This is a genomic window from Nodosilinea sp. LEGE 07298, from assembly GCF_015207265.1.
In the GTDB taxonomy this organism is placed as follows: Bacteria; Cyanobacteriota; Cyanobacteriia; order Phormidesmidales; family Phormidesmidaceae; genus Nodosilinea.
Genome location: NZ_JADEXE010000009.1, coordinates 18,109 through 38,538 on the forward strand (window position 1 = coordinate 18,109; position 20,430 = coordinate 38,538).

The 20,430-nt window shown below is 47.5% G+C and carries 15 protein-coding genes; 5 read left to right on the plus strand and 10 right to left on the minus strand.

Translation table 11 applies throughout. The annotated features are described in order from the left end of the window. Positions 1 to 230: 230 nt before the first annotated feature. The 4 genes from IQ273_RS02300 to IQ273_RS02315 all read left to right on the plus strand — a co-directional run bounded on the left by IQ273_RS02300 (position 231) and on the right by IQ273_RS02315 (position 6,521). Positions 231 to 1,139 carry a tyrosine-type recombinase/integrase gene (locus tag IQ273_RS02300; protein ID WP_194021565.1) on the plus strand — a complete coding sequence of 303 codons (909 nt, stop codon included), beginning with the start codon at positions 231 to 233 and terminating at the stop codon, positions 1,137 to 1,139. Between the two features lie 121 nt (positions 1,140 to 1,260). Beyond that, positions 1,261 to 2,535, plus strand: a complete 1,275-nt coding sequence (locus tag IQ273_RS02305; RefSeq protein WP_194021566.1) for a hypothetical protein — start codon at positions 1,261 to 1,263, stop codon at positions 2,533 to 2,535. Positions 2,536 to 2,543: 8 nt separating this feature from the next. Then, positions 2,544 to 3,656 carry a hypothetical protein gene (locus tag IQ273_RS02310; RefSeq protein ID WP_194021567.1) on the plus strand — a complete coding sequence of 371 codons (1,113 nt, stop codon included), beginning with the start codon at positions 2,544 to 2,546 and terminating at the stop codon, positions 3,654 to 3,656. A gap of 1,608 nt (positions 3,657 to 5,264) precedes the next feature. Continuing rightward, positions 5,265 to 6,521 (plus strand): transposase, encoded by a 1,257-nt coding sequence (locus tag IQ273_RS02315; protein WP_194021568.1) that lies wholly within the window; start codon positions 5,265 to 5,267, stop codon positions 6,519 to 6,521. A 209-nt stretch (positions 6,522 to 6,730) separates the two neighbouring features. Here IQ273_RS02315 and IQ273_RS02320 read toward each other — a convergent pair whose 3' ends face one another. The 10 genes from IQ273_RS02320 to IQ273_RS02365 form a co-directional block, all read right to left on the minus strand. After that, positions 6,731 to 9,442, minus strand: coding sequence for an Ig-like domain-containing protein (locus tag IQ273_RS02320; protein ID WP_194021569.1), 2,712 nt, complete (start codon positions 9,440 to 9,442; stop codon positions 6,731 to 6,733). Between the two features lie 1,039 nt (positions 9,443 to 10,481). Further along, positions 10,482 to 11,270 carry a hypothetical protein gene (locus IQ273_RS02325; protein WP_194021570.1) on the minus strand — a complete coding sequence of 263 codons (789 nt, stop codon included), beginning with the start codon at positions 11,268 to 11,270 and terminating at the stop codon, positions 10,482 to 10,484. Between the two features lie 434 nt (positions 11,271 to 11,704). Continuing rightward, entirely contained in the window at positions 11,705 to 12,946 is a 1,242-nt protein-coding gene (locus tag IQ273_RS02330; RefSeq protein ID WP_228052234.1) for a hypothetical protein, read from the minus strand. 1,397 nt (positions 12,947 to 14,343) lie between these two features. Beyond that, positions 14,344 to 15,582, minus strand: a complete 1,239-nt coding sequence (locus IQ273_RS02335; RefSeq protein ID WP_194021572.1) for a M23 family metallopeptidase — start codon at positions 15,580 to 15,582, stop codon at positions 14,344 to 14,346. Next, positions 15,579 to 15,749 carry a hypothetical protein gene (locus IQ273_RS02340; protein ID WP_194021573.1) on the minus strand — a complete coding sequence of 57 codons (171 nt, stop codon included), beginning with the start codon at positions 15,747 to 15,749 and terminating at the stop codon, positions 15,579 to 15,581. The genes IQ273_RS02335 and IQ273_RS02340 overlap by 4 nt, the downstream gene beginning before the upstream one ends. 4 nt (positions 15,750 to 15,753) lie before the next feature. Then, positions 15,754 to 16,164 carry a hypothetical protein gene (locus IQ273_RS02345; protein ID WP_194021574.1) on the minus strand — a complete coding sequence of 137 codons (411 nt, stop codon included), beginning with the start codon at positions 16,162 to 16,164 and terminating at the stop codon, positions 15,754 to 15,756. 169 nt (positions 16,165 to 16,333) lie between these two features. Next, positions 16,334 to 17,848, minus strand: a complete 1,515-nt coding sequence (locus IQ273_RS02350) for an ATP-binding protein (RefSeq protein ID WP_194021575.1) — start codon at positions 17,846 to 17,848, stop codon at positions 16,334 to 16,336. Beyond that, positions 17,848 to 18,591 (minus strand): hypothetical protein, encoded by a 744-nt coding sequence (locus IQ273_RS02355; protein WP_194021576.1) that lies wholly within the window; start codon positions 18,589 to 18,591, stop codon positions 17,848 to 17,850. Before IQ273_RS02355 ends, IQ273_RS02350 begins: the two co-directional genes overlap by 1 nt. 212 nt (positions 18,592 to 18,803) lie before the next feature. Beyond that, positions 18,804 to 19,331: a hypothetical protein gene (locus IQ273_RS02360; protein WP_194021577.1), complete on the minus strand. Its 528-nt coding sequence runs from the start codon at positions 19,329 to 19,331 to the stop codon at positions 18,804 to 18,806. Next, positions 19,322 to 19,606, minus strand: a complete 285-nt coding sequence (locus tag IQ273_RS02365; protein ID WP_194021578.1) for a hypothetical protein — start codon at positions 19,604 to 19,606, stop codon at positions 19,322 to 19,324. The genes IQ273_RS02360 and IQ273_RS02365 overlap by 10 nt, the downstream gene beginning before the upstream one ends. Positions 19,607 to 19,890: 284 nt before the next feature. Between IQ273_RS02365 and IQ273_RS02370 the strand changes: the two genes are divergently transcribed. Further along, positions 19,891 to 20,397: a hypothetical protein gene (locus IQ273_RS02370; protein WP_194021579.1), complete on the plus strand. Its 507-nt coding sequence runs from the start codon at positions 19,891 to 19,893 to the stop codon at positions 20,395 to 20,397. The last annotated feature ends 33 nt before the right edge of the window (positions 20,398 to 20,430 follow it).

Consider the following 20,430-nt stretch of genomic DNA (forward strand, 5'->3'; position numbering starts at 1 on the left):
GCTGGAAGCTTCACACTGCGTGGATCCAATAAACTGAAGGAATGGTTTCGGATCCTTCTTTCATCCTGGCAATTTTTCTATTACATAATTCCTTTTTATGTCATACAATGAGCGCTGACTAATACATGTGATCTTAATACCTTAGCGGATCCATTTTGAGCAACCTTATCCGGCCCCCAAGTAGTAGTTCGCCCGTACTCCTAGGCAGTGAGTTTCTCCTGCCAGCAATCTTGGGCCGGGCCGGTGAGCGAACCAGTTACCGTTACATTGAGTTTTTCACGGCTGGGATCCGAAACCCAAACACGCGGCTTGCATACTACCGAGCCCTTACCCGGTTCTTCGATTGGCTTGAGGAGTGTTACCCCGGCCTTGAACTCCACCAGGTGAACTCAATCGTGGTGGCCCAGTACGTGGAGATTCATCCAGGATCTGCGCAAACGAGGAATCAGCACCTCTCTGCCATTCGCTCGCTCTTCCGGTGGCTGGTTACCGGTGGTGTGGTGCGCGAGAACCCAGCTGCAGAAGTGCGTGGTGTGAAGCATCGCGTGAAGCGCGGTAAGACGCCGGTGCTTAGCGATGATGAGATGAAGGAACTTCTCTCAAGTATCGACACCAACCACATTGTGGGCCTGCGCGATCGCGCACTGATTGCAGCGATGTTTTTTAGCTTTGCCCGCATCGGTGCTGTGCTGGGGATGAATGTTGGTGACTACTTTTCAAAGGGCAAACGGTACTGGTTCCGGCTCCATGAAAAAGGAGGCAAGTACCATGAAGTGCCGGTGCACCATACCGCTGAAGAGTACCTCGATCTCTATATGGATGAGGCAAATCTACGGGACGAGAAGACGACTCCCCTCTTCCAGACAGCACCACGTCGCTCCCGCACACTTACTGGTGTTCGGTTACAGCGCCAGGAAGCCTGGGCAATGGTGAAGCGACGAGCGCTGGCAGCAGGAGTCAGCACCGATGCGTGTAATCATACGTTTCGTGCAAGTGGAATTACCAATTTCCTGCGCAATGGTGGTAGCCGCGATAATGCACAGAAGATCGCGGCGCATGAGGATATTCGGACGACTGCTCTGTATGATCGTCGGGAGGATGCAATCTCGCTTGATGAGATTGAAAGAATTCACCTTTAATGAACAGATTTTAAGCTCATTATTGAAAACGATACTGATGGAAAATTGCCGTTTCGATACAAACTGTGCCTCCAACAGACCAGGATGTAAATTATCTAATGACCACCCCCAGGAGCAGTAAGTGGACAGCAAGCAGCTAGTTGAGCTTTCCTATGATATTCAGACGGGGCTTGGACGACTTGATGTCCCTGATTTTGACCAGATGCGCATTATGGGTATGGCAGCAACCCTTGCTGTTCATATCCGTGGATTGGGCGAAATTAATTATGAAATACTCAGAAAGGTGAGTGACCACTATTTCAATATTCCATCTTCAGCTCTTAAGGAAGTAGTGAATATACTTGGTGAAGTAGAGTACATTCAAATAACTAAGGTTGGAAAAACTATTTCGTCAATCATTCCTGACGTCCCACGTTTTCAAGATGTTTATGCAGGTGTGGGAAGCTATTTCTCGTTTTCCGAACTGAACGAACATGAGCAAGGAACTCTATTAATTCTATCAGAACTTCAAAATAAGCCTGAAAATCTAGATAAGATAAAAAACTCAATGAATTTTGAGAGCAAATTGCTGAAACGATGCCTCGATATAGGAGCTGATGGAAACTATATTAAATCGTTCAGAGCCCGAGGCAAAAATATTTTAGCAAGTCCTTTCTATTTTGCCGATAACTTAGAGTCTTTGGTTGATGTAGCTGCAAAAAGTGGCGCTACTGATATACAAAGAGTAATTGAAGTCGTAAAAAGTAACCAAGGCTGGCCTCTCTCACTTATAGAGCGATCTCTTGAGATTGGGGGAACAAAGTTGACCGAGACCCAGAAAAGTCTTCTTGTCCATCTCTGCCAAGAGAGCGTTTTAAAGCCACCATCTCTTAAGTTTGGTAATAGTCAGGAGACATTCGTTTTCACTCCATCACCAGGCAACGCTCGATTAAATTTTGCAAATCGAGAGATATATGAGCGGGCAATGGCTTTGATTGCGTGCGTGAGAAAGGGGCAATTGCTGCCGGAGGCGTTTAGAATAAGGATGCCTGTTAGATTGCTTCAGTCTTTAAGGGAGAAGGGTTATCTCAGAAATAATTCAGAAGCGGCTATTCAATACAGAGAATTGGTTTTCTTGAAAGTTGGAAAACTAAAGCAGCTTGGTTCCGATAGGTGGGAATTTCATCTCGTTAGGACAGAAGAGAATGAAAAGGCTTTAACGCTTGCCATCGATCTTCTCCGGACTGGAGAGCTGGCTAATCTAGAAGTTGATCAAGACGCACGTTTAGCTCTTTCAAAAGATGATGAATATATCCAATCAGTTCTTTCTGCGGCAGAGTTGAAACAGCGAAGAAAGAGTAAGTTAAACGAAGAGGCAGCTGAGCAGTTTGATCAGATGATTCTGGGATTCGATTAGGTGTAACTATGGGTAGTCTTGATAAGGATCTTTTTCAAAAACAGAGCGCAATACGCTTTTGTCTTCTGACGCAGCATCTGCCTTTCTTAGAAGTTGTTGTAAAGAACCACAGGGAGTTGTCCGATGTCTCTACGGTCATCACTGATATAGATGTTCTCGGAATCTCTGTCGATGCAAACGGTACCAAAAGAAGGATTATATTTGATTGCAAGACATTAAAAGGTGTGAGTCCAATTAATCGATCTTTTTGGGCAGCTGGATTGATGAAATATGTGTCTTGTGATGATGCATATGTGATACTTAAGAAACGCTCGACCGAAGCACATCGTCTTTCTGCAAAACGAGTAAATGTACATCTTTTTGATGAAACGCAGTTTTCAAACTATGCTGAGTCACATTCACTGAATTTCAAGATTGATTATTGCTACTCAACAAATATTGAAAATTGGATTGCTTATTATCAAATTTTTTCAAAGAACATTTTCTTTGAAAAGCTAGGACAGTTTCTCAATAGCGAAGTTTCATTAGAGATGGATGCAACTAGAGGAATTAGAAGGCTTCTGGTCGCTCTACAAAAAGGTAAAGGGGAACTTAATCCAGCCAAACCAGAGCACCTAGCTGTATTTCAACATGCGGTAATGGTTTTCTCTTTCTTTATAGCGCAAGTAATTCAAGACTTGAAGAATATTGTTGATTATGACGCAAATCAAAACGATTTCGAAAAACTCCTGAAATACTATATTTGGGGAGGGAAGGAATCTTTTAACCAGAAGCAAGAAATGAGAAAACTCTTTGCTGACGTCAATCAAGATCCTTCCTTTCCTGATCTGGAAATATCGGAGTGGCCACTTTTCCTAGAGTTAGTTAGAAAGCTGTTAGACTCTCCGACAGATATATTTAAGTGCTGTTTTCCCATCAGAGAAATATCCTTCCGCAATCTGGCTTCTAAGGATAACAAGAAAGATATTTATCTAGCAAAATCAATAGCGGAAAATACTAGAATACGTCAGTTCTTGACGTCGCAAGCGAGATATTTAGTAAGAGCAACAAAATTGCCAGCTGAGTTTGAAGAAATGCTATCGTCTGTTTTTGATGAGCTTAAGATTATAAAGTCCAGTTGATTTTTAGATGCCATATTTAACTAAAAATCAGTTAGTACACACCAGTTGTTGTTTGATTACGGAAAGTGCTCTTACAGAGCATAAGGAATCGTGCTAAGATTATTGGCCATTGAGGCAACTGTAGTAGCGCTTCATCTGGCTTCCCATATTGGGGATAAAAACGACCGATCATTACACCGGCTTTTCACAAATGCATAAGCTGGTTAACGCAGTGACCTATCGAAGGCGGCGCTTTGCTGATGCAAAGCTTTAACAGTAGTTCTGAGGCATCCTTGGTAACCCAATACTGAGGATAAATCTTTTTGGCCTCGCCTCTTTCATTTACACACCTTGAGCTTCCGTCCCTTCACCTTGCTGCACTTCAGACGGAGGATAGTGAAGATGTGTACCTGGGCATTGGGCACGGTGAGCAAGCTCTGTCTTAGTCATGTGCCGGGCCTCGCGAACGGCTCAGGCGATAGACCGAGTTGTTCGCTTTAAGGAGCCAGAGTAAAGGTGGGTGTCAAAGAGGAGCCTGGACACTCGGCTCGCGGTTATTCCGCTACCTAAATCGCTTTATGTATAGCTTCCTCATTCCACCATTGAAGGGGATGGTATAAGCCGCACATCTCGCACTGTGGTGCGAGTTCTGCTTGAACTCCAAAGACAGTCCATCTCATTTCCTGCAGCCGAAAACTTTCCTTATTCAGTGTTTCAGCGATTGGGTAAAGCGGGCTATCAGATAGCAAGTATGCAGTGTCTTGAAGAGCATGGACTGACTAAACATTCAAACTAAAAAGCTTGGTTAGACGATTTTTGCCGGCTGTTTCGCTTTTCTATGGAGCGGCAGTATAAGGAGATTTATCCAGTAGTGCGTATCAAAAGCCGCAAGCCTGCTTTGGACTAGGGCGAGCACTAGAATGATTAGGTAGTGATGCACCTGATACAAAATCCACCTCATAAGCGGGCTTCTTCTCGGCCCAGCTAGCTCTCCAGCACCTAGCGAAATAGTGGAACGATAACGCTGCCTAATGTTGCGTTGTTGAGGCTACCTACACGGATCACAAGACTATGGTCAATAGTCTACAAAAATAGACATGATGTACGAGCTATTGAAAGCCCAGTCAATTCTGGCTTTAAAAGTTTTGGGCTGAGATTGCTGTAATACTTATCAGTAAGGCACTCAGAGCTTTTTGGGCTTATTTCCGGATAAGTCTGTTGTAGAGGAACGGTCAAGAATAAGAGTTTTTGCTGCCAAGAGGTGCTGAAGGAAGTTACTTGTTATTAAACGAGCGTCGGTTACCGTCCAATTATGGCATTAAAGCGAAGAAATCCGTCCCCTCTTTTCTGCCTACAACTTTCTAAGAGAATGTGACCTACCCGGCTTTTTAGAGGGGCAGGTCACGAGATCTGAAGCTCAATACGTAGTTACTCAAAAGAGTTTATCAACTATCCTAAATTAGCAACGTTGGCCGTCTGACAACAGTCCGGACAGTTTTATCAACGAAGCTACAAGGCTTACAGGGCAGCCCCCTAGAGGATGTCCCTATTTCCGTTGAAACTCTTCTGAGGAGTTGAAGGTGGGTCCCACTTCCGGATAATCCGGAAGTGCAACATAGGAGGGACCCAATGACCAAGAGAACAGAAAAGGCTGTACGAGAGCAAGGCGTAGGAGGAACGGTTCAGGGATTATTCTCGAACCTGAGCGGAGAGGATGTGCAGGCAGCAATGCTTGAGCGTGCGAAAATGGCAGCGCTTGCCTTTGGTGTAGAGCTATTGGAGCAAGAGGTCCTGAGCCTCTGTGGAGCTCGGTACGGGCGTGATGGGGAGTTCTACCGGTACGGCAGCGAGAAAAGTTCAGCGATAGTAGGAGCGGCTCGATATCCGATTACCCGTCCTCGTATTCGAGGACCAGAAGGAGAGGTGTACCCTGAGGCGCTAGAGAAGCTTCGGTCGGTTGATTTGCTTGATACTGAAGTAAGCAAACGGATGCTTCGCGGCGTGAGTACACGCAATTACGAGCCAGTCATTGAATCGTATTCCGAAAAGATAGGCATATCGAAATCGAGCGTCTCACGAGCGTTTATTCGTGCGAGCCAGAAGGAGCTTGATGCGATAAACGGTGACACGCTTGAAGGACATGCATTTGTCGCCGTGCTTATCGATGGGATCGAGATAGCAGGCACGATGGTGGTCGCGGCACTCGGTATCACTGAGGATCTAAGGAAGATACCGATAGGACTCAAAGAGGGTGACACGGAGAACGCCGAGGTTGTCACTGACCTTTTGACCCAGATCATGGGTCGAGGCTTTACACTCTACGGTGAGCGACTTCTGGGTATTCTCGACGGCGGGAAGGCGCTCAAAAAAGCGGTGAAGAAGGTATTTGGGGAGCGTGCGCTCATTCAGCGATGTTGGCTTCACAAGCTTCGAAATATTCGCGCATACATTCCGGAGAAGATGCATTCACAGCTTTTGCTTCGTATGCGGAAACTTATGGGACTCGCAACACTTCCGCTTGCTCAGATGGCATACAAGGAGCTGCGTGCCTGGCTTGAGAGCATATCTCATGAGGCTGCGGCGTCACTCGATGAAGCAGGTGTTGAATTGCTTACAGTCCATGCGCTCGGAGTCACCGGTGAACTCAGAAAATGTCTCACCACTACGAACGCTATCGAATCGCTCTTCTCAGTGGTGAGGAGAAAATGCCGAAAAGTGAAAAACTGGAACTCCAACGAGACGAAACAAAAGGTACGATGGTGTGCCGCTGCAATTCGTGATCACGAGAAAAACGGAATGCGGAGGCTCCGAGGAGTCAAGCAAAGAAACATTCTACTCAATGCTCTTCTTAATGCAGGGCTTGATACTCAGAGCAAGGCAGCGTAAATGAACAATCACCCACCTTCTTAATTTCAACGGGGATCGGGGCAACCTCGCCCCCTAGCCATTGCCCATTTGAATCAAGGTTGGCTTATAGGTTGACATTGATTTAAATACTTTGGGCAACATAGGCTCTGGCTTACAGGCAATATTCAGGGCGATTTTCTGTCCGGAATGTTGGTCTGAATGACTGCACTAGTTGTTAATTTTGGACCTTAAGCAATCGCATCAATTCGAACAACAATATCATCAAAGTCGTTATCTCCACCACCAGCAGTATCCTCGAACCCGAAAGCGTTATTCCCCAACGTTTTGATATGCTTAGAATTGTCAAGATTTAGACTTTGAAAAGCTGAGTATACGTTAGAAAAGTCAGCATTCGCTTTCTCCCCGCCGCTGATTAAAAACGGTACAAGAATGAATTCCCCATTTAAACTTCCTACATCAAATGTTTTCTCCAATCTCAGACTTGTCTTATTTTTAGGTGAAATTGACTCGAATACAGCAAACTCTAATGCAGCTTTTAAGTGAGCATTTCTATTGTCGACAGTTGACTCAAAGATGATCTGACCAGTAAAAGGATCTACAACCTCGCTGGTTGCTGTATCAACTAGATAGAAGCCAATAAGGTTGTCCTTCTGTGCTTCTCTGAAAAGCGTCATCTTAATATTGATAGCTCCATCTCCATCAAGATCCTTTAGTGCATTAGTCTTCAAACCATCTACCAGGAGGCCGCTAACTGAATAACTTTCTACTAATGATGAATTAGATGTATCAGCCAAGGTAACGCTTACCGCGATCTCATCAGAATATATCTTAAAGCTAGATTGATTGATGTCACTAAGTAATACCGCCCGTAAAGATCCATCAGACGCCTTCAAAGCAAACGTGATTTTTCCCTCGGGCAAACTACCATTTCTCAACAAATCGCTTAACTTTAACTCAGGTGGCAATCCAGCACTATTACCAATTGTAGATAGAATTTTGATTTCTGAGCCATCATTTAGATAGGCGATCAAGTCTTGAGAATCCTTGGTTTTCGCATCCTCAAATGAGAAAATAAATGCAGCTGAACGATTTAAGATAAGGGCATTTTGTGTGCTTTGATTGCTGATAACTTCTAGAGTTCTTTCATCTGATCCTAAAATATTTATATTAACCGTAGAACTGTCAGAGAGCCCATTCTCATCAATTACGGTATACGTTAGGGTGTCAGAAGCTTCATCACCAAATTCGAGAAAATTAAAACTATTGTTTGGGTTGTAGTTAATCAAGCCTCTGGGACCAACTAAGACTGATGCACCAGATGCGAGTAAAAGCTCAGTCCCTTCAACAACCTTTATGCCATTGATTGAGTTCAAGCTTAGTAAACCGCCCTTCGGATCAATGTCATTAGAAAGTAGGTTTACAGAGGCAATTGTCTGCTCAGTAGTAGTCAACATGTCACTAATTGCTATTGGTGGTCTTGTGGTCTCACTAATAGCCTTTAATAAAACAGACACTAGATCTGTTGAGTTATTTACTCTGTAAGCTTTGCCACCAGTAGCTTCTGCTATTTCCTTGAAATCTTCTATTGTTTCTGGGTCATCTCCTATGGCTATCGACGATATATTGATGGGAGTAGCAGGAACAAAATTTGGAGGTGATATAGTAGGGATTGAGCGTGCGCTAAAGGCAGAAAAGCCAAAGCTTAAATTTTGCTCAATCTGAATAGCGTTCCTTTGAGACTCTAAGATTACAGTACTACGTAATTCGACATCTTTAGATGGGGCGTCACCGATTAGAATAATCTTTCGTGTAGTTGGTTCTGGACGCCATTGCCCCATGTTCTTTTCTGCTCTAATTGCATGAAGAAGAGCAGAATTAACACCCTCTGGATAATCTCCTCCATCACCGATAGAAATGCTGTTAATACCAGCTTTAATAGCATCAGCATCAGTTGTGAAAGCCAGATTAGTTGTAGTTTCCCCCGGATCTTCGTAGGTTACGAGTGCAAAACGGAGAAGAGGAGTAGATTCCGTGAGATTATCTATAAGTTGATTGACTCGAACTTTAATGGCACCAATGTCGTCAGCCATGCTCCCCGTAGCATCGATAACAAACACAAGGTCAAGACCCTTCAAGGATACCTGAATATCCTTGAAAATGCCTACCTCGACATTAGTCAGTTTATCAGTTCCATCTTCGCCACTATTCTTGTGTTCAACTATAACAGTTTTATTATCTGCTCCAAGCTGAATTTTGTAATTACTGAAAACGTCGGAAAAAAGAGCTTTATCATTTCCATCACCTCCATCAAGACTATCATTTCCTTGACCACCTGTTAGTTCATCGCTTCCCGCCTTTCCGTTTAAGGTATCATCTCCACCTAAGCCATTTAGCTTATCATTGCCCTCACCACCACTAATTATTTCACTTGATGCCCGAGTTTTGCTGAATGGAGTTTCGTAATCATGAAATAGTTTAAGGTATTCGGTAATAGGTGTTCTATTCCCATCTTTTGGAATAAAATCGCCACCAGAATTTAGATAGTTTCGAAGCCCACCGATCCCTACTAGGTGTGCTCCTCCCAACATGCCAGATATTGATATCTCGATGCCGTTAAAATTCTGGCCATCGAACTTTTTTAAATCGAAACTATTTAGATATCCGTTTAGAACGTTAAGCCAATCACGAAAAGCGAGGTCCTGTATAATCGGTGAATCAAGAAATACTTGTTTGCTAGTAGCACCATTTTTACCAGTCCAAGCACCCTTCCAGTCATTATTGCTAGTGCCGTCGGAAAAGTAATATTTGGCATCAATGAGAGCTGGTTCCCCAAATTGATATCTACCGATAAAGCCTGCTCTGTTTTCGGCTTTATAATTATTGGATGATTCTCGAAAACCGATTGCATCAATTAAACTTTGATAATTACGCTCAGTCATAGTCAACCTCTTTTAAGACTTTATTGGTAAGCAGTTCCGTCCCATATCCAGACTTCCCCTGAATCTGTTGCGAGATCTCTCATTCCTTGTGTGTAAGTGTCCAACGCACGGACGTCATGAGTGATGATGCTTGATTCAAGATGAGTAAACGTCCCGTCCAATTTCGACAGGAAAATATCTGTGGCGCACCCATGAGAACCGCATGTCAAACTTGAGTGAGTTGTAACTATCAGGTCACAAAGACCATCCTCATTTAATTTTAAAGAAAGTAATTTATAAGAAAATTTATTGAAGTACTCCCCCCATTCAGATTGATCTCTAGATCTAACCCAACCGATTATGGCCTTGTGATGAGAGTTTTTTACACATTTCTGCTCCTTAATGCCGACATTAATATTTGAAGTATTCGGAGAGCAGGCACTACTTGTTAACAACAAGCATAGCGTTACTCTCAATGAAATTGGCGCAAAAACATCTTGAACCCAAACTAGTGAAATATTAGTAAATTTTTGAGTGTGAATAACGGCTCCTTCAAGCAAAATACCTTAATAATTGTAGAATTATTTATTGGAGTTCTGATGAAATACTGATGGTCTTACAATCGTCAGCTTTTCAATTTTCGTTCAGAATAAATTTATCCCTAGATTGTCCCGAGGATTGAGAATATCTGTTTTGAGACAAAGCCAATCTTTTAGGTAGCTGTAAGTGGGCAGCTACCACGTTATTACATAGGAAAAAGTCATCTTGCTTTTGGCCTGTGGAGAAAAAGCGTTATCAAATAGGGAGTTATGCTCTTTCTTTTTCAATGAGTTTGAGCGGCTTATGGGGCGTGCGCTCCAAAGCGCTCAAGCCCCAGATGACTTACCCCGGCCCGGTCGGCTGCTGTTTTACTTCTATCCCGTAGTTGTTGCCGTAACTGACCCAATGTCTCAAAACACGTTCCCCTTGTAAATGCCAGATTACTCTATGAGCCCTCTACGCGAAGCTTCTAGGTGATGCACTTCATTTTAGAATAGGAATAGCATTCCTTAAACTTGAATCATTTGCAGTGGCTCTGATAAATGGAATGAGCAAGAGTATTTACCTCTATATTGTTCCAGCTTCTGTCTGGAAGCGATATGGGGTCACCTACAGACATCAGTCTAGTTCTATTATTGTTGTACCAATCTCTGGCAGCCACAGATGGAAAATTAGGTGGTGACACATCGAACTCTGTTTCAAATGCTAAGCCCCTTAGATTCAGCCACCTCAGTCCTCCTGATAGTCTATGAGTAGGAGAATAAAAGCGGACATCTTGTAATCCTCCTTCACGTACTTGGCTTGAATTGCATTGAATTACATTCCACGCTATTCGCCCATCCGCTGCGTGCAGAGTGATGGGACTCGAAAAATTAATATCTTCCAATAAGTAAGCAGGGTTGACCCAATAACCAAAAGCTTCCGCACGCTCCCAACTGAATGGTCTAAATTCAAGGTGTCCGGTTCTATAAATGATGTACAGTGAATCTTCTCCCTGAGAAGTCCTGATAAAACTGCTATCCCAGTAGTGAATTTCTTTTCCGACTATGATGTCATGTACATATGTATGGTTGCTTCCAACAATCCTCCATCTTTCATCCTGAAAAAAGTTATCTCTAGATTGTCCTGAGGATTGAGTGTAATCAGAATGTCTGACCTGAGACAAAGCCGCTCCCTTAGGCAGGGATAAAATTGCCGAAAAAACAATGCAAAAGAATATCCAAAATACTTTTGAAATTAAATTTGAAGGTGAGGTCTTTGAGAGGCGAAGTAAGGTAACGTAATCGTTATTTAGCCCTGAGAATTTCATGACTTTCAGTGCTCCACGAAATAATTACAAAAGTAGAAACAGTAAAAAAATTCAGTCTAATTATTCGCAGGTTATGCCAAGACACTAGCAATACGAGAATAACGCGATTATTTTTTTAATCCATGTAAGTTAGGTGATTTTCCGGATGCTTTCACCTAACTTTTATGAGGTTTTAAATCTCAGCCTACTTTCAAGTTAAAAAGGTGTCCTAGGCTACATAAAAGGCCACCTCATCTCTTCCGCTAAAATGCAAGTTGCATCTCCTCGGCTCAGGGCCGGGCGCAGTGTATCGGGATCCACGAATTGGGTGGATGGTCACATAATTCGGATGGTCGCCCGTATGAGCATGGCGAGCCCCAAAAAAGGGAAATATGAGCCTTACCGCGTCGGCCCCACAGATTCTCAGCCACCGCTCGATAGTCTGGTGCCTCCCTCTACAGCACCAGGTCGAGGTGCCCAGGGTTATCCCGAACCCAGTTAAGCGCCTCACTCATAAGCACAGGGTCACCAGAGGCTAAATAGCCCCTCATGCGCTCGACAACCGTTTGTCTAGCCTTCTGCTGCTCAGCCTGCTGCCGTTTGGCCTGCTCGTTGAGGGAACGCTTTCGATACTGCTCTTCTTGGGCAGCCGCGAGTTGAAAGAGCGATAGCTGGGTAGCCGCCACGTTATTACACACCAGAGAGCTATTTTGCTCTTTATCAATGGAGGTCAAAGCCCTGTCAGATAGGCTGTTACACCCAACATCCTCCAATAAGTTTGGGCGACTCTCGGGCTCGTGCGCCCTAAAGCGCTCGGGCTCCGAGGGAGACTCTTTTATGCTTGGGGGGTCTGGGGGGATTTCCACAGATGCCTTGTCATGCAGGTGCTGGGGGTGCCACAGGTCTTTGTTTTTGTAGAGTGTGGGGCCTCCTATCGAGAATCTTGTGGTCAGCAGGATAAATCGCTCTCGCACGGTGATGGGGAGCTGGCCTTCATTGAGAAGTGCTGCAATGGCTAGTCGTATTTTCTCTCTGGCTTCCTGGGCCTTTGTCTCGTTGTGTGAGGGGGTGTTGTCGTCGTCGTTATTGGTTGCTGCTTTTGGGGCTTTGTTCACTCCGTAGTGGTAGTAGTGGCTTTGTTCAATTGCTCTTGCCCATGCAGTCGCGCGCGCTTCGAGTTCATGCACGTGGTTACTCCAATCATGGAATCCTGGTAACTCACGGGCAGTTTTAATGATGTCTTCGGCGAGCGCGATTCCCTCAAGCGGGGTTTGTGCGTAGAGGACGTGGCCGAAGATATAGCTTCGCATTGTGATTTTGCCGAGGATCCGATTCGTCATCCCTGGGCCAGTCCAGCCGGGCTCGATCTCCGCATTAAGGTCGTTGATAAATTTCTCAGCTTTGGTGGTAACTCGGTATTCGCGTCGGCGTGCCTTCTTTAACGTCTGCTTCAGCAGCACCGAATCAATCGTGTTATGGCTACTTGCCAAGTGCCACATCTCGGTGAACCGCTCACGTGAAATGCAGATGGGTTCAAGGTCACCGTTGCTAAGGATACATGAGCCTGCTGCCTGGAGCGGGAGCCGGTGGGCGCTGTAGAGCGGCATCTCGCCACTTTCTAAGGGCACGTAAGCTCTTGGGTTAGGAAATACTTCAAGCTGGCCAGGCGAGCACTTCATCCCGACATTCTGGAGCACGGTTGTGACGCATAGTGCTATCTCCCAACTTTTTTGCGCTTCCTCAAAGGGAAAGTAGAGATGGAGGCCATCACTATAGCTTGACGTGATCGTGATGCATGACGGGAGCCCCAACGGTTCGAGCGCATCTTGTATGCGACGCAGGGCTAGTGGGTCAGATGTCGGGTGATACCGACTTCCTCTATCAATGTCGAGAAGGACATATTTAGTTGTTGAGCCAAAGCGAACGCCGTAAAGAGCTCTGCCTTGCAGGATAAGCCTGTCGCTCAGTGGGTGCCTCGATTCAGTTTGCCAGGATGGTTTCTCGTTAGGCTCTGTGTGCTCGGCCCAAATGTAGTCGAACCGGTGGGGCCAAAGTTTTAGATATGGGTCGTCTGTCTCCTCTACGGAGAAGGAGAACAGCGCCCGAGGCGCTTTTTGTTTCACTGGTGGATCGTCCCAAGTTGGTGTGCAGGGGACGAGGAGCAGCCGTAGCAGCAGCAGTAGATGGGGTGCGCGTCGTGGAGCTTAAATCGGTTTCATGCAAAATGACACGCCCGTTGTGTGTGCTCCTCCTCGCCTGTTAAAAGGCACTTGGGACAACGAGCGTGCTACTACTACTACAAACCTTATGGATCCACCGAAAAAGTGTGCAATTCGGGGATCCTGGGGTAATATATAGACACAGTAACTCTGTGATGAGTTCACATTGCCGGCCAAAGCATCGGTGAACGCATCTGTTAATCCCAAGTTCGATTGGTTTATTTTTAAAGGCCTGGCTGTTAGCGCAGCTGGGTCTTTAGTTTTGTTGGTGGGTAGATGTTTTTTGTCAGCTAGGGTTCTCCTTTCACTCGCTATACAGCAACTGCATCGTCGTTTCGTTCGTCTACCTGCACAGAGAGCATCTGTGGAGTTATAGCGATGGGTATCAGTCCCCGGCCAATGCGCTCAACGAACTCGCTTCGCGAAAGGTTAAATGTCCTTGCGAGAATATCGAGCCCGTCAATACTTACCTCAGTAAGAGACAAGTTCACCCGAGACTTTTTAGCCTCATAGCTGGGACGACGACCGTCTGGATTCCGTGGCACGCTATAGCTCATGGCAGTTGGGAACAAAACGTTGAGCAATTGCGATCAATCATACACATCTATTTTGAAAACGGATCAACTGCACTACTCCAAGTTGTCTATACCAACACTCCGGACAGGTTTTGACAGCCAGCGGTGGAATACGGGTTTCAGACCTTTCCCAGTAGCTTAGCCAACCAGAAACCAAGGGTTTTGAGCGCTGGCCTCGAAAAATGTCCGGACTATTGCTACACACTGATAAATGGATAGATTCGTCCGGTGGAAATTCCCTTTCTGAGCATCATCGTTTCTTCTTAAGAGTGAGGCTTAGCGGTCTTAGGTGTAGTCTCATCATTTGTCTCGATTCTCCTGTCTTAGTTTTTGAAGATGGTTCATAGCATCGAGGCCCTGGGTAACCCGTCGCGTCTGGTCTGCTGCAACATTTAGATTAGGACTTCCTCCAGTGCCAATCTCTCTACGGCTTTCAGTGAGCGCGGCTGTACGGGCATTTATGATCTCCTCTGGAGTTGGGTCAGGGCTTGGTAGGTATTTGAAAAGCCGGTTCGCTGCATCGGGGGACTGGTTTTTTAGGTCAAGGGCCATTAGAAGTGCCGCGTTGGAGAGTTCGCCTCCTAACACCTCCTTTGCCTTTTCCTGAATGTGCGGGGTTACTCCTTTGAGCTTGGCGAGCTCAGCGCTATCTGCGGCTTCAGGACTGGGGTAGCCGTTTGTTGAGCTAAAGAAGCCGTGGTTATGTCGGTTTGAGTCTCGGTGCCCCCAGTAAGCATTGGTCTTCTCACAATCCTTTGTTGCAGCACCCTCGATGTAGCCAATGACACAAGTAATCATCCTGTCTTCAAGCGAGGGGCTGCCAGCATAGTTGTGATACTCCGGCATTAGCGTGGGGTTTAAGACAGCCTGGAGCATGCCGCGCTTGGGGTGAACCTTGGTGCCATGCACCTGCTGCTGCCAGTGGAGATGTGCTGCGCCGATACCTGAATCACCGGTGTGAGCCAGGACCTCGCCTTTGGCTTTTGTACCGGGGTAACACTCAGCAAGGTGGAGTGCCTGGTAGAGTTCAGGCCCTATCCAGATATCGGCAACTTGTCCACCACCGCCGCTATCCCACCAGCACTGCACTTTTACCCCATCAAGAGGGGCGTAGAGCGGGGTGTTCATGGATGTTGCAAGGTCCACTCCTTTGTGGTCTTTACTTGCTCCTGCGATGCCGATATCGCCTCTCCATCCGTACCCAGAAGAAACCTCAACAACGGTGCCATCTAAGAGGGTGAACGTCTCGCCCTTCTCTACGGGGGCCTGATCCAAACCGGAATAGACATGGGACTTACCTCCGCGAGGGCCAATAAATCGAAAGAGTGAATAGCTTGGGATAATGTCGTGCCCGAGTATCTGGAGCCCTGGTGTTGAGAGTGAGAGCCCTTCCCGAACGAGCTTATGGGCAAAGGCGTTTACACCTGAGTGAAAGAGTACGATCGCCGGTGGCGCACAGATAATTGCTGTAAGCGACCAGAGAAACAGTTCACTCGATGCGGTATTGAGCGTGTTGAAAAGAAGAGAGCCTACCTTCATTTACCCCCCTCACCTCCTCCACCTCTTTCTTCTCCAGCAAAGGTGATTTGCAAAAAGTGGTTGCCATCATGCACGAGGAAAAATCGGTGCTCTCCTGGGTGGAGAAGTTCAAGCACAAGGGCAATCCAGAACCCTGCAATAATGAGTCCGCGAGCAGAGGTGTGCATGGTGCTACTCCCCATCAAGTTGGGTGATCGGGCGCTCTTCGCCGTCTTTACCGATAAGCAGTGTCGTTGCATCTTCGACGGTATTTCGAGTAGCGGTACCAACTGCCGCCCCGAAATCGGATGGGTCAAGAAGCGTGCTTAAGGAGGGTGTGACATCGCCCCCTTCTGCAAAAAGTGCTGCTTTTGCGGCAATAAATAGTGACCCCATAGCCACGAGAGATGCGAAGAATCCAAGGAGCAATAAGAGTGACCGCTTTGGCCTCGATACAACTTCCCAGGGCCATAAAAACCCCATGCCGATAAGCCCGGCAGACCAGCTCTTAGTGAGTTCAGCTTTTTTGCGTTTCAGGTCGGCTGAATCAGCTGCTTTTTTCGCAGCGTCTTCATGTTTTTTGGTGTTATCAGAGTCGGACATAATGGGCACCTCTTTTTGTTGTTTAGAAACGACTCTTAGTGTGTTGGGTTAGCCTGTTGGGTGCGTGGGGGAGGTGTGTTGGCAAGGGGGATCCCGCTACTACCTAGCTAGAGTGCGTCCCTTACAGGGCAGCTCTTCCAGCAATCCAACACGAAGTCTGGCCAACAGGCTACCCAACAGGGGGAGCGAATTTCAGGGCAAAACGTTTTCCCTGTTCGAGCCAGACGGCAAGGTGATGAGTAACTAATTGATTGACTATTTCACGAATTTCGCTGGAGGTGAGACGGTCATAATCTTTCCCCCAGTTCTGCTGAACTTTGCGAATTTCTATCGGGACGTGAAGCCCGTATTTTTTGAGGCAATATCTAAACAAATCACCCGTGATAGGGTGGTTGTGAAGCACCTCATAATCGGGGGTAAGTTCTACCGTTTCGCTGTCGGGAATGTCTTGCTCTTCAATAGGTGCTACCCAGGCGCGATTGAGCGTATCGATCCAGTCATCTCGATCAAAATTGCCCTCAATTTCCTTCTTTAGTCGGTCTATGTGCTCGCCTTGGTCAAGGCGAATTGTGTGATCGTCATTTAGCGTATAGCCCAAGGCGAGCATCAGTTCTTCAAGCTGGTTTCGCAGTGCGCCAGGCCGCACGGTATCGGGCAGTGCAACAGGGTGAAAGTTCGCGTCGGTGTATTCGGTGCCTGCTTGTTTGAACGTGGCTTTCTCGCCCCAGGTGAGCTCACCATCGTCATCGGTCGTACCTTCCAGGCGAATCACCGCTGCTGTGGTTTTGAGCGCTGAGAAGACCCCAGTGTTTAGTGACTTGCCACCGGCGTTTCCGGCGGCCTCGCCGTGGAGGATGAGAATCGGAGCCCAGCCTTGCTTTCGTGCTGTTTGGTTAGCCCAGCCGATAAGCGAGTTTGAAAGCCCGTTTAACTCGGGATAGTTGGCAGTTTCCCACTTCCCTACCTCGTCAATAATGACGGTGCGACGGCGCTTGCCTGCTTCTGTCCTAAACGGTTCATAGATACGTCCCATCGTGTCGAGTACTTTCTCGCGCACAGCATTCATCCCCTCCCCTTTGGATGTAGAGCCGTAGAGGTCGCCAAAGATCCAGGTTCCTTGAATCATGTTGGCATCGGTATCAGGGTCGATGATGATGGGGGCTTCTTCCCGTTTGTAGATGGCGCGCAGCACGGCTATGGCCATGGCGATAGTGCTTTTCCCTGAGCCTGAGGGACCGATGACCAGCACGACGAATGCTCCCATCATTTTTTTGAGCCACGGGGCAGCTGCTAGGAGCTGGGCTACGTTATCGGCGAGCTCACTTAAGGTGTTCTCGCTTAGATCCTCAATCGCAATTGGGTGGGTGTTTTTTCCCCTTGAAAGGGGCAGGCCCGATGGAGCAAGGGACGTAGGGTGGCGCTCAGCAAGTGCCATCCCCCCTACTATTCCGCCACAGCCAAGCACCGAAACCATGAGACCAAAGGCGTGTGCAGCCTTGCTGTGGGCTGTAACCACCGCCCCATCATTTTCGACTCCGAGCCCATAAATCTCGCTCACCGTGGCAGCATCCACCGTCTTGGGGCTCTGGATCATAAGCGTCATGCCGAGGACGGCAGCTAAAGCTCCTCCGCCAAACAGGCTGCTACTTAGAATCTTTTGCGTGTTTGAAGTGATGATCTTCATTACTTCATCACCTCCTGAATGACCTCTGCGGGGGTGGTCTCAGGAATGGCCGTTGTAGGCACTCGCACTGGGGATTGTGCGCCAGGGAGGTAGTACTCGACGCTTAAGACACCCTCTCGGAGGTTGGCTAACGCCTGGAGCACCTCTGTTGCGTCTTCATGCTGCGCTGAAAGAGGAAACATGGCACGAACAGCGGCGTAGTAGCGTGTAAGCCCCATCTGAATTTGGTAGATGGCAGGAAGGGGACGCCAATTGCCGTAGACGCCGTTGCCTAAGCCTTCTGCGATGGTCATGTCCTTTCCCCCCGCAAACCCGACAGCAGCCCACTGGAGGCCTTCTGCTGCGTATCGCAGGAGCACACATTGGTGGGGCTCTAAAATATCGCGGCAGTACTCAAGGTCAATTTGGGCGAGAGGATCAACATTTACCAGACGTCCCTCTTGTACCTCTGCTTTCGCTGCTGCAAGCAGTCTGAGGGACTCTTGGTTTAAGGGGTATTCAAGGACTGACGCAGTCTCCTTAGCGATCCACGCATCGTAGTGGCCGAGCACTTCACTTAAGGCTACGGCGTAGTCTTCTTCTGAAGACTCCCCATCAGTACGCATCGATGCGAGCCTTTCGGCGACAGCGAGCGGATCATCAGCGGCAAAGTCGTATGCCTCAAACGCTGGTGGGGTAACGAGTTTCTTCTCAGCGCGGTAGCCCGTAACGGCGGTGACCGCGACTACCGCAAGAAGAAGCACCGCTGAAATGGGGGCGAGACGGGCAAAGGGGCTTAAGTTTCTGTACCACCGAAGCAGGTGAAAGGTCGCCTGCCGTGTTTGTTGTGGCCGTGTGAAGAGGGAGAGAGGCATCATGGTGTCAGCAGAAGAAGCATCCTGCAATGAATGCATGGCTTTCTTTGAGGGGCGCAGGGACGATGATTATCAGCAGTAATTTTTTTAAGGTTTGGTTGTCACACTCCAGCGATGGCTTTTGCGGTTGAAAAGCCGGAGATGAGGGCGGTGCAGTCGATGACATCATCAAGGTTGATGCCAAACCCAGGTGAGTTCATATCAAAGGCTCCAGGAGGAGCAGTCGGTGCTTCAGCTGCTTTCCGCTCCTTCCGGCGCTTAAGTTCAGCTCCGATAAGGGCTAGGTCAAGTTGCCCTACTTCGGCCTTCTCCAGGAAATCGCAGAACCTAACTACTTGGCGTTTGCGGTTTTCCACCACCGCTCCTGCGAAGGCATTTAACCGATCGTCACTGGAGCGCATCAGGGCCTGGGCAATGTGCTCAAAATCCTTATGGGCTGCGAGTGCTGTCATGAGGTGCTGCTGTTGCTGCTGCTCATCAGTAGTTTCGGGCTCCTCCTCTGGTGGCTGGTGATCAGAGCGTTGAGCCGTGTCGTCGTTGCTGCCGCTGCTAAACCCGCTTCCTCTCTTGGATTGAGTGGTTTTGCGCTGGGCGTTTAGTAGCTCTTTTTCCTGTGCAGTTAGAGGCATGGGTGATTCTCCAGAAAGTCTATAAGTCGTTCTTGGGCGAGGGTGGCGTTCCGTTCTTGTTCGATCGCGCGAGCGATAAACCAAATTTTTAGGACATCGCGTTCTGAGTATTTCCGGGGTTTTCCGGTGGGGTTCGGTGGAATAAGCGCAAGCGCCATCCACCGACTGAGCGTGCCTTTAGTGATCCGGCGGCGCAGCCGCTTTGAGAGGGTGCGGATAAGCTCCTTGTACGAATAGGTAGGGGCTGTGGTGAGGGAGGAAGTTGTTGTTGTCATCGGCATCCCTTCCTCCTCCTGAGGTAGAGACTCCATCAATCGATCGATCAAAAAGAGCGTGTGTGTCTTATGGGAAGGCCGGTTCTGTGGTTCCGTGACGGTTCCATAGAACCAGGGTGATGTGTTCCACGATAGCACAAGTTGTTCTGAATGAAATTAACTGAACTAAAAATTCAGTATGTTGATTGTTTTTATACGCAAGGACCTGGTGGTGCAGGTGTGGCACAATTTGATCCGATATTCCAAGCTACACGCCGAAAAATTCGCCTTTTTTGCCTTATTTTATGGCTCGTCAAGTCCGGCTCAACTACATCTACGCAAGTGCGACGACGTGGGAGCGGTTTGACCTTGCCTGTGATCAATTAGGGTGGGCAAAAAAATCGCTCGTGCAGCAGTGTCTCCATGAGTTTTTCCACCAACACCATGCGTTCTATCAAGGGGCAGCTATTGCCGACGCGGCAGCGCGGCAGATGGATGAAGCGGAGTACTACCGCACCTTGCGCGATAAGTCAGAGGATGACCTGCGGCGCTATACCTTGGAGCGACCAGGCTTTGAGGTGACGCCGCTGGATCCGGTGCCGTTTAATCCGTCAGGCACCGATATTCAGCGAACCTATAACGTCATCACCATCAGTAACTACAATGCGGTGCTCTTGAAGGTGGCGCGTATTGTAGACACCGGCCCCATGGTGCAGCTGGTGAGCCGAATCATAGAGCAGCATTTTGAAGCGTACTGGGAGAAGAACTACTTTCCCCAAATTGAGCGAGACATGAATTGTTCTTTTCGTTGAATGGCTGTTCCGCTGTTGTTGTTAGAGGCTGCC

Excerpts from the sequence above, each read along its gene's own strand:
- IQ273_RS02350 (WP_194021575.1), bottom strand. The coding sequence starts at position 17,848 with ATGAAGATCATCACTTCAAACACGCAAAAGATTCTAAGTAGCAGCCTG.
- IQ273_RS02345 (WP_194021574.1), bottom strand. The coding sequence starts at position 16,164 with ATGTCCGACTCTGATAACACCAAAAAACATGAAGACGCTGCGAAAAAA.
- IQ273_RS02320 (WP_194021569.1), bottom strand. The coding sequence starts at position 9,442 with ATGACTGAGCGTAATTATCAAAGTTTAATTGATGCAATCGGTTTTCGA.
- IQ273_RS02360 (WP_194021577.1), bottom strand. The coding sequence starts at position 19,331 with ATGCCTCTAACTGCACAGGAAAAAGAGCTACTAAACGCCCAGCGCAAA.
- IQ273_RS02340 (WP_194021573.1), bottom strand. The coding sequence starts at position 15,749 with ATGCACACCTCTGCTCGCGGACTCATTATTGCAGGGTTCTGGATTGCC.
- IQ273_RS02325 (WP_194021570.1), bottom strand. The coding sequence starts at position 11,270 with ATGAAATTCTCAGGGCTAAATAACGATTACGTTACCTTACTTCGCCTC.
- IQ273_RS02365 (WP_194021578.1), bottom strand. The coding sequence starts at position 19,606 with ATGACAACAACAACTTCCTCCCTCACCACAGCCCCTACCTATTCGTAC.
- IQ273_RS02315 (WP_194021568.1), top strand. The coding sequence starts at position 5,265 with ATGACCAAGAGAACAGAAAAGGCTGTACGAGAGCAAGGCGTAGGAGGA.
- IQ273_RS02335 (WP_194021572.1), bottom strand. The coding sequence starts at position 15,582 with ATGAAGGTAGGCTCTCTTCTTTTCAACACGCTCAATACCGCATCGAGT.
- IQ273_RS02370 (WP_194021579.1), top strand. The coding sequence starts at position 19,891 with ATGGCTCGTCAAGTCCGGCTCAACTACATCTACGCAAGTGCGACGACG.
- IQ273_RS02310 (WP_194021567.1), top strand. The coding sequence starts at position 2,544 with ATGGGTAGTCTTGATAAGGATCTTTTTCAAAAACAGAGCGCAATACGC.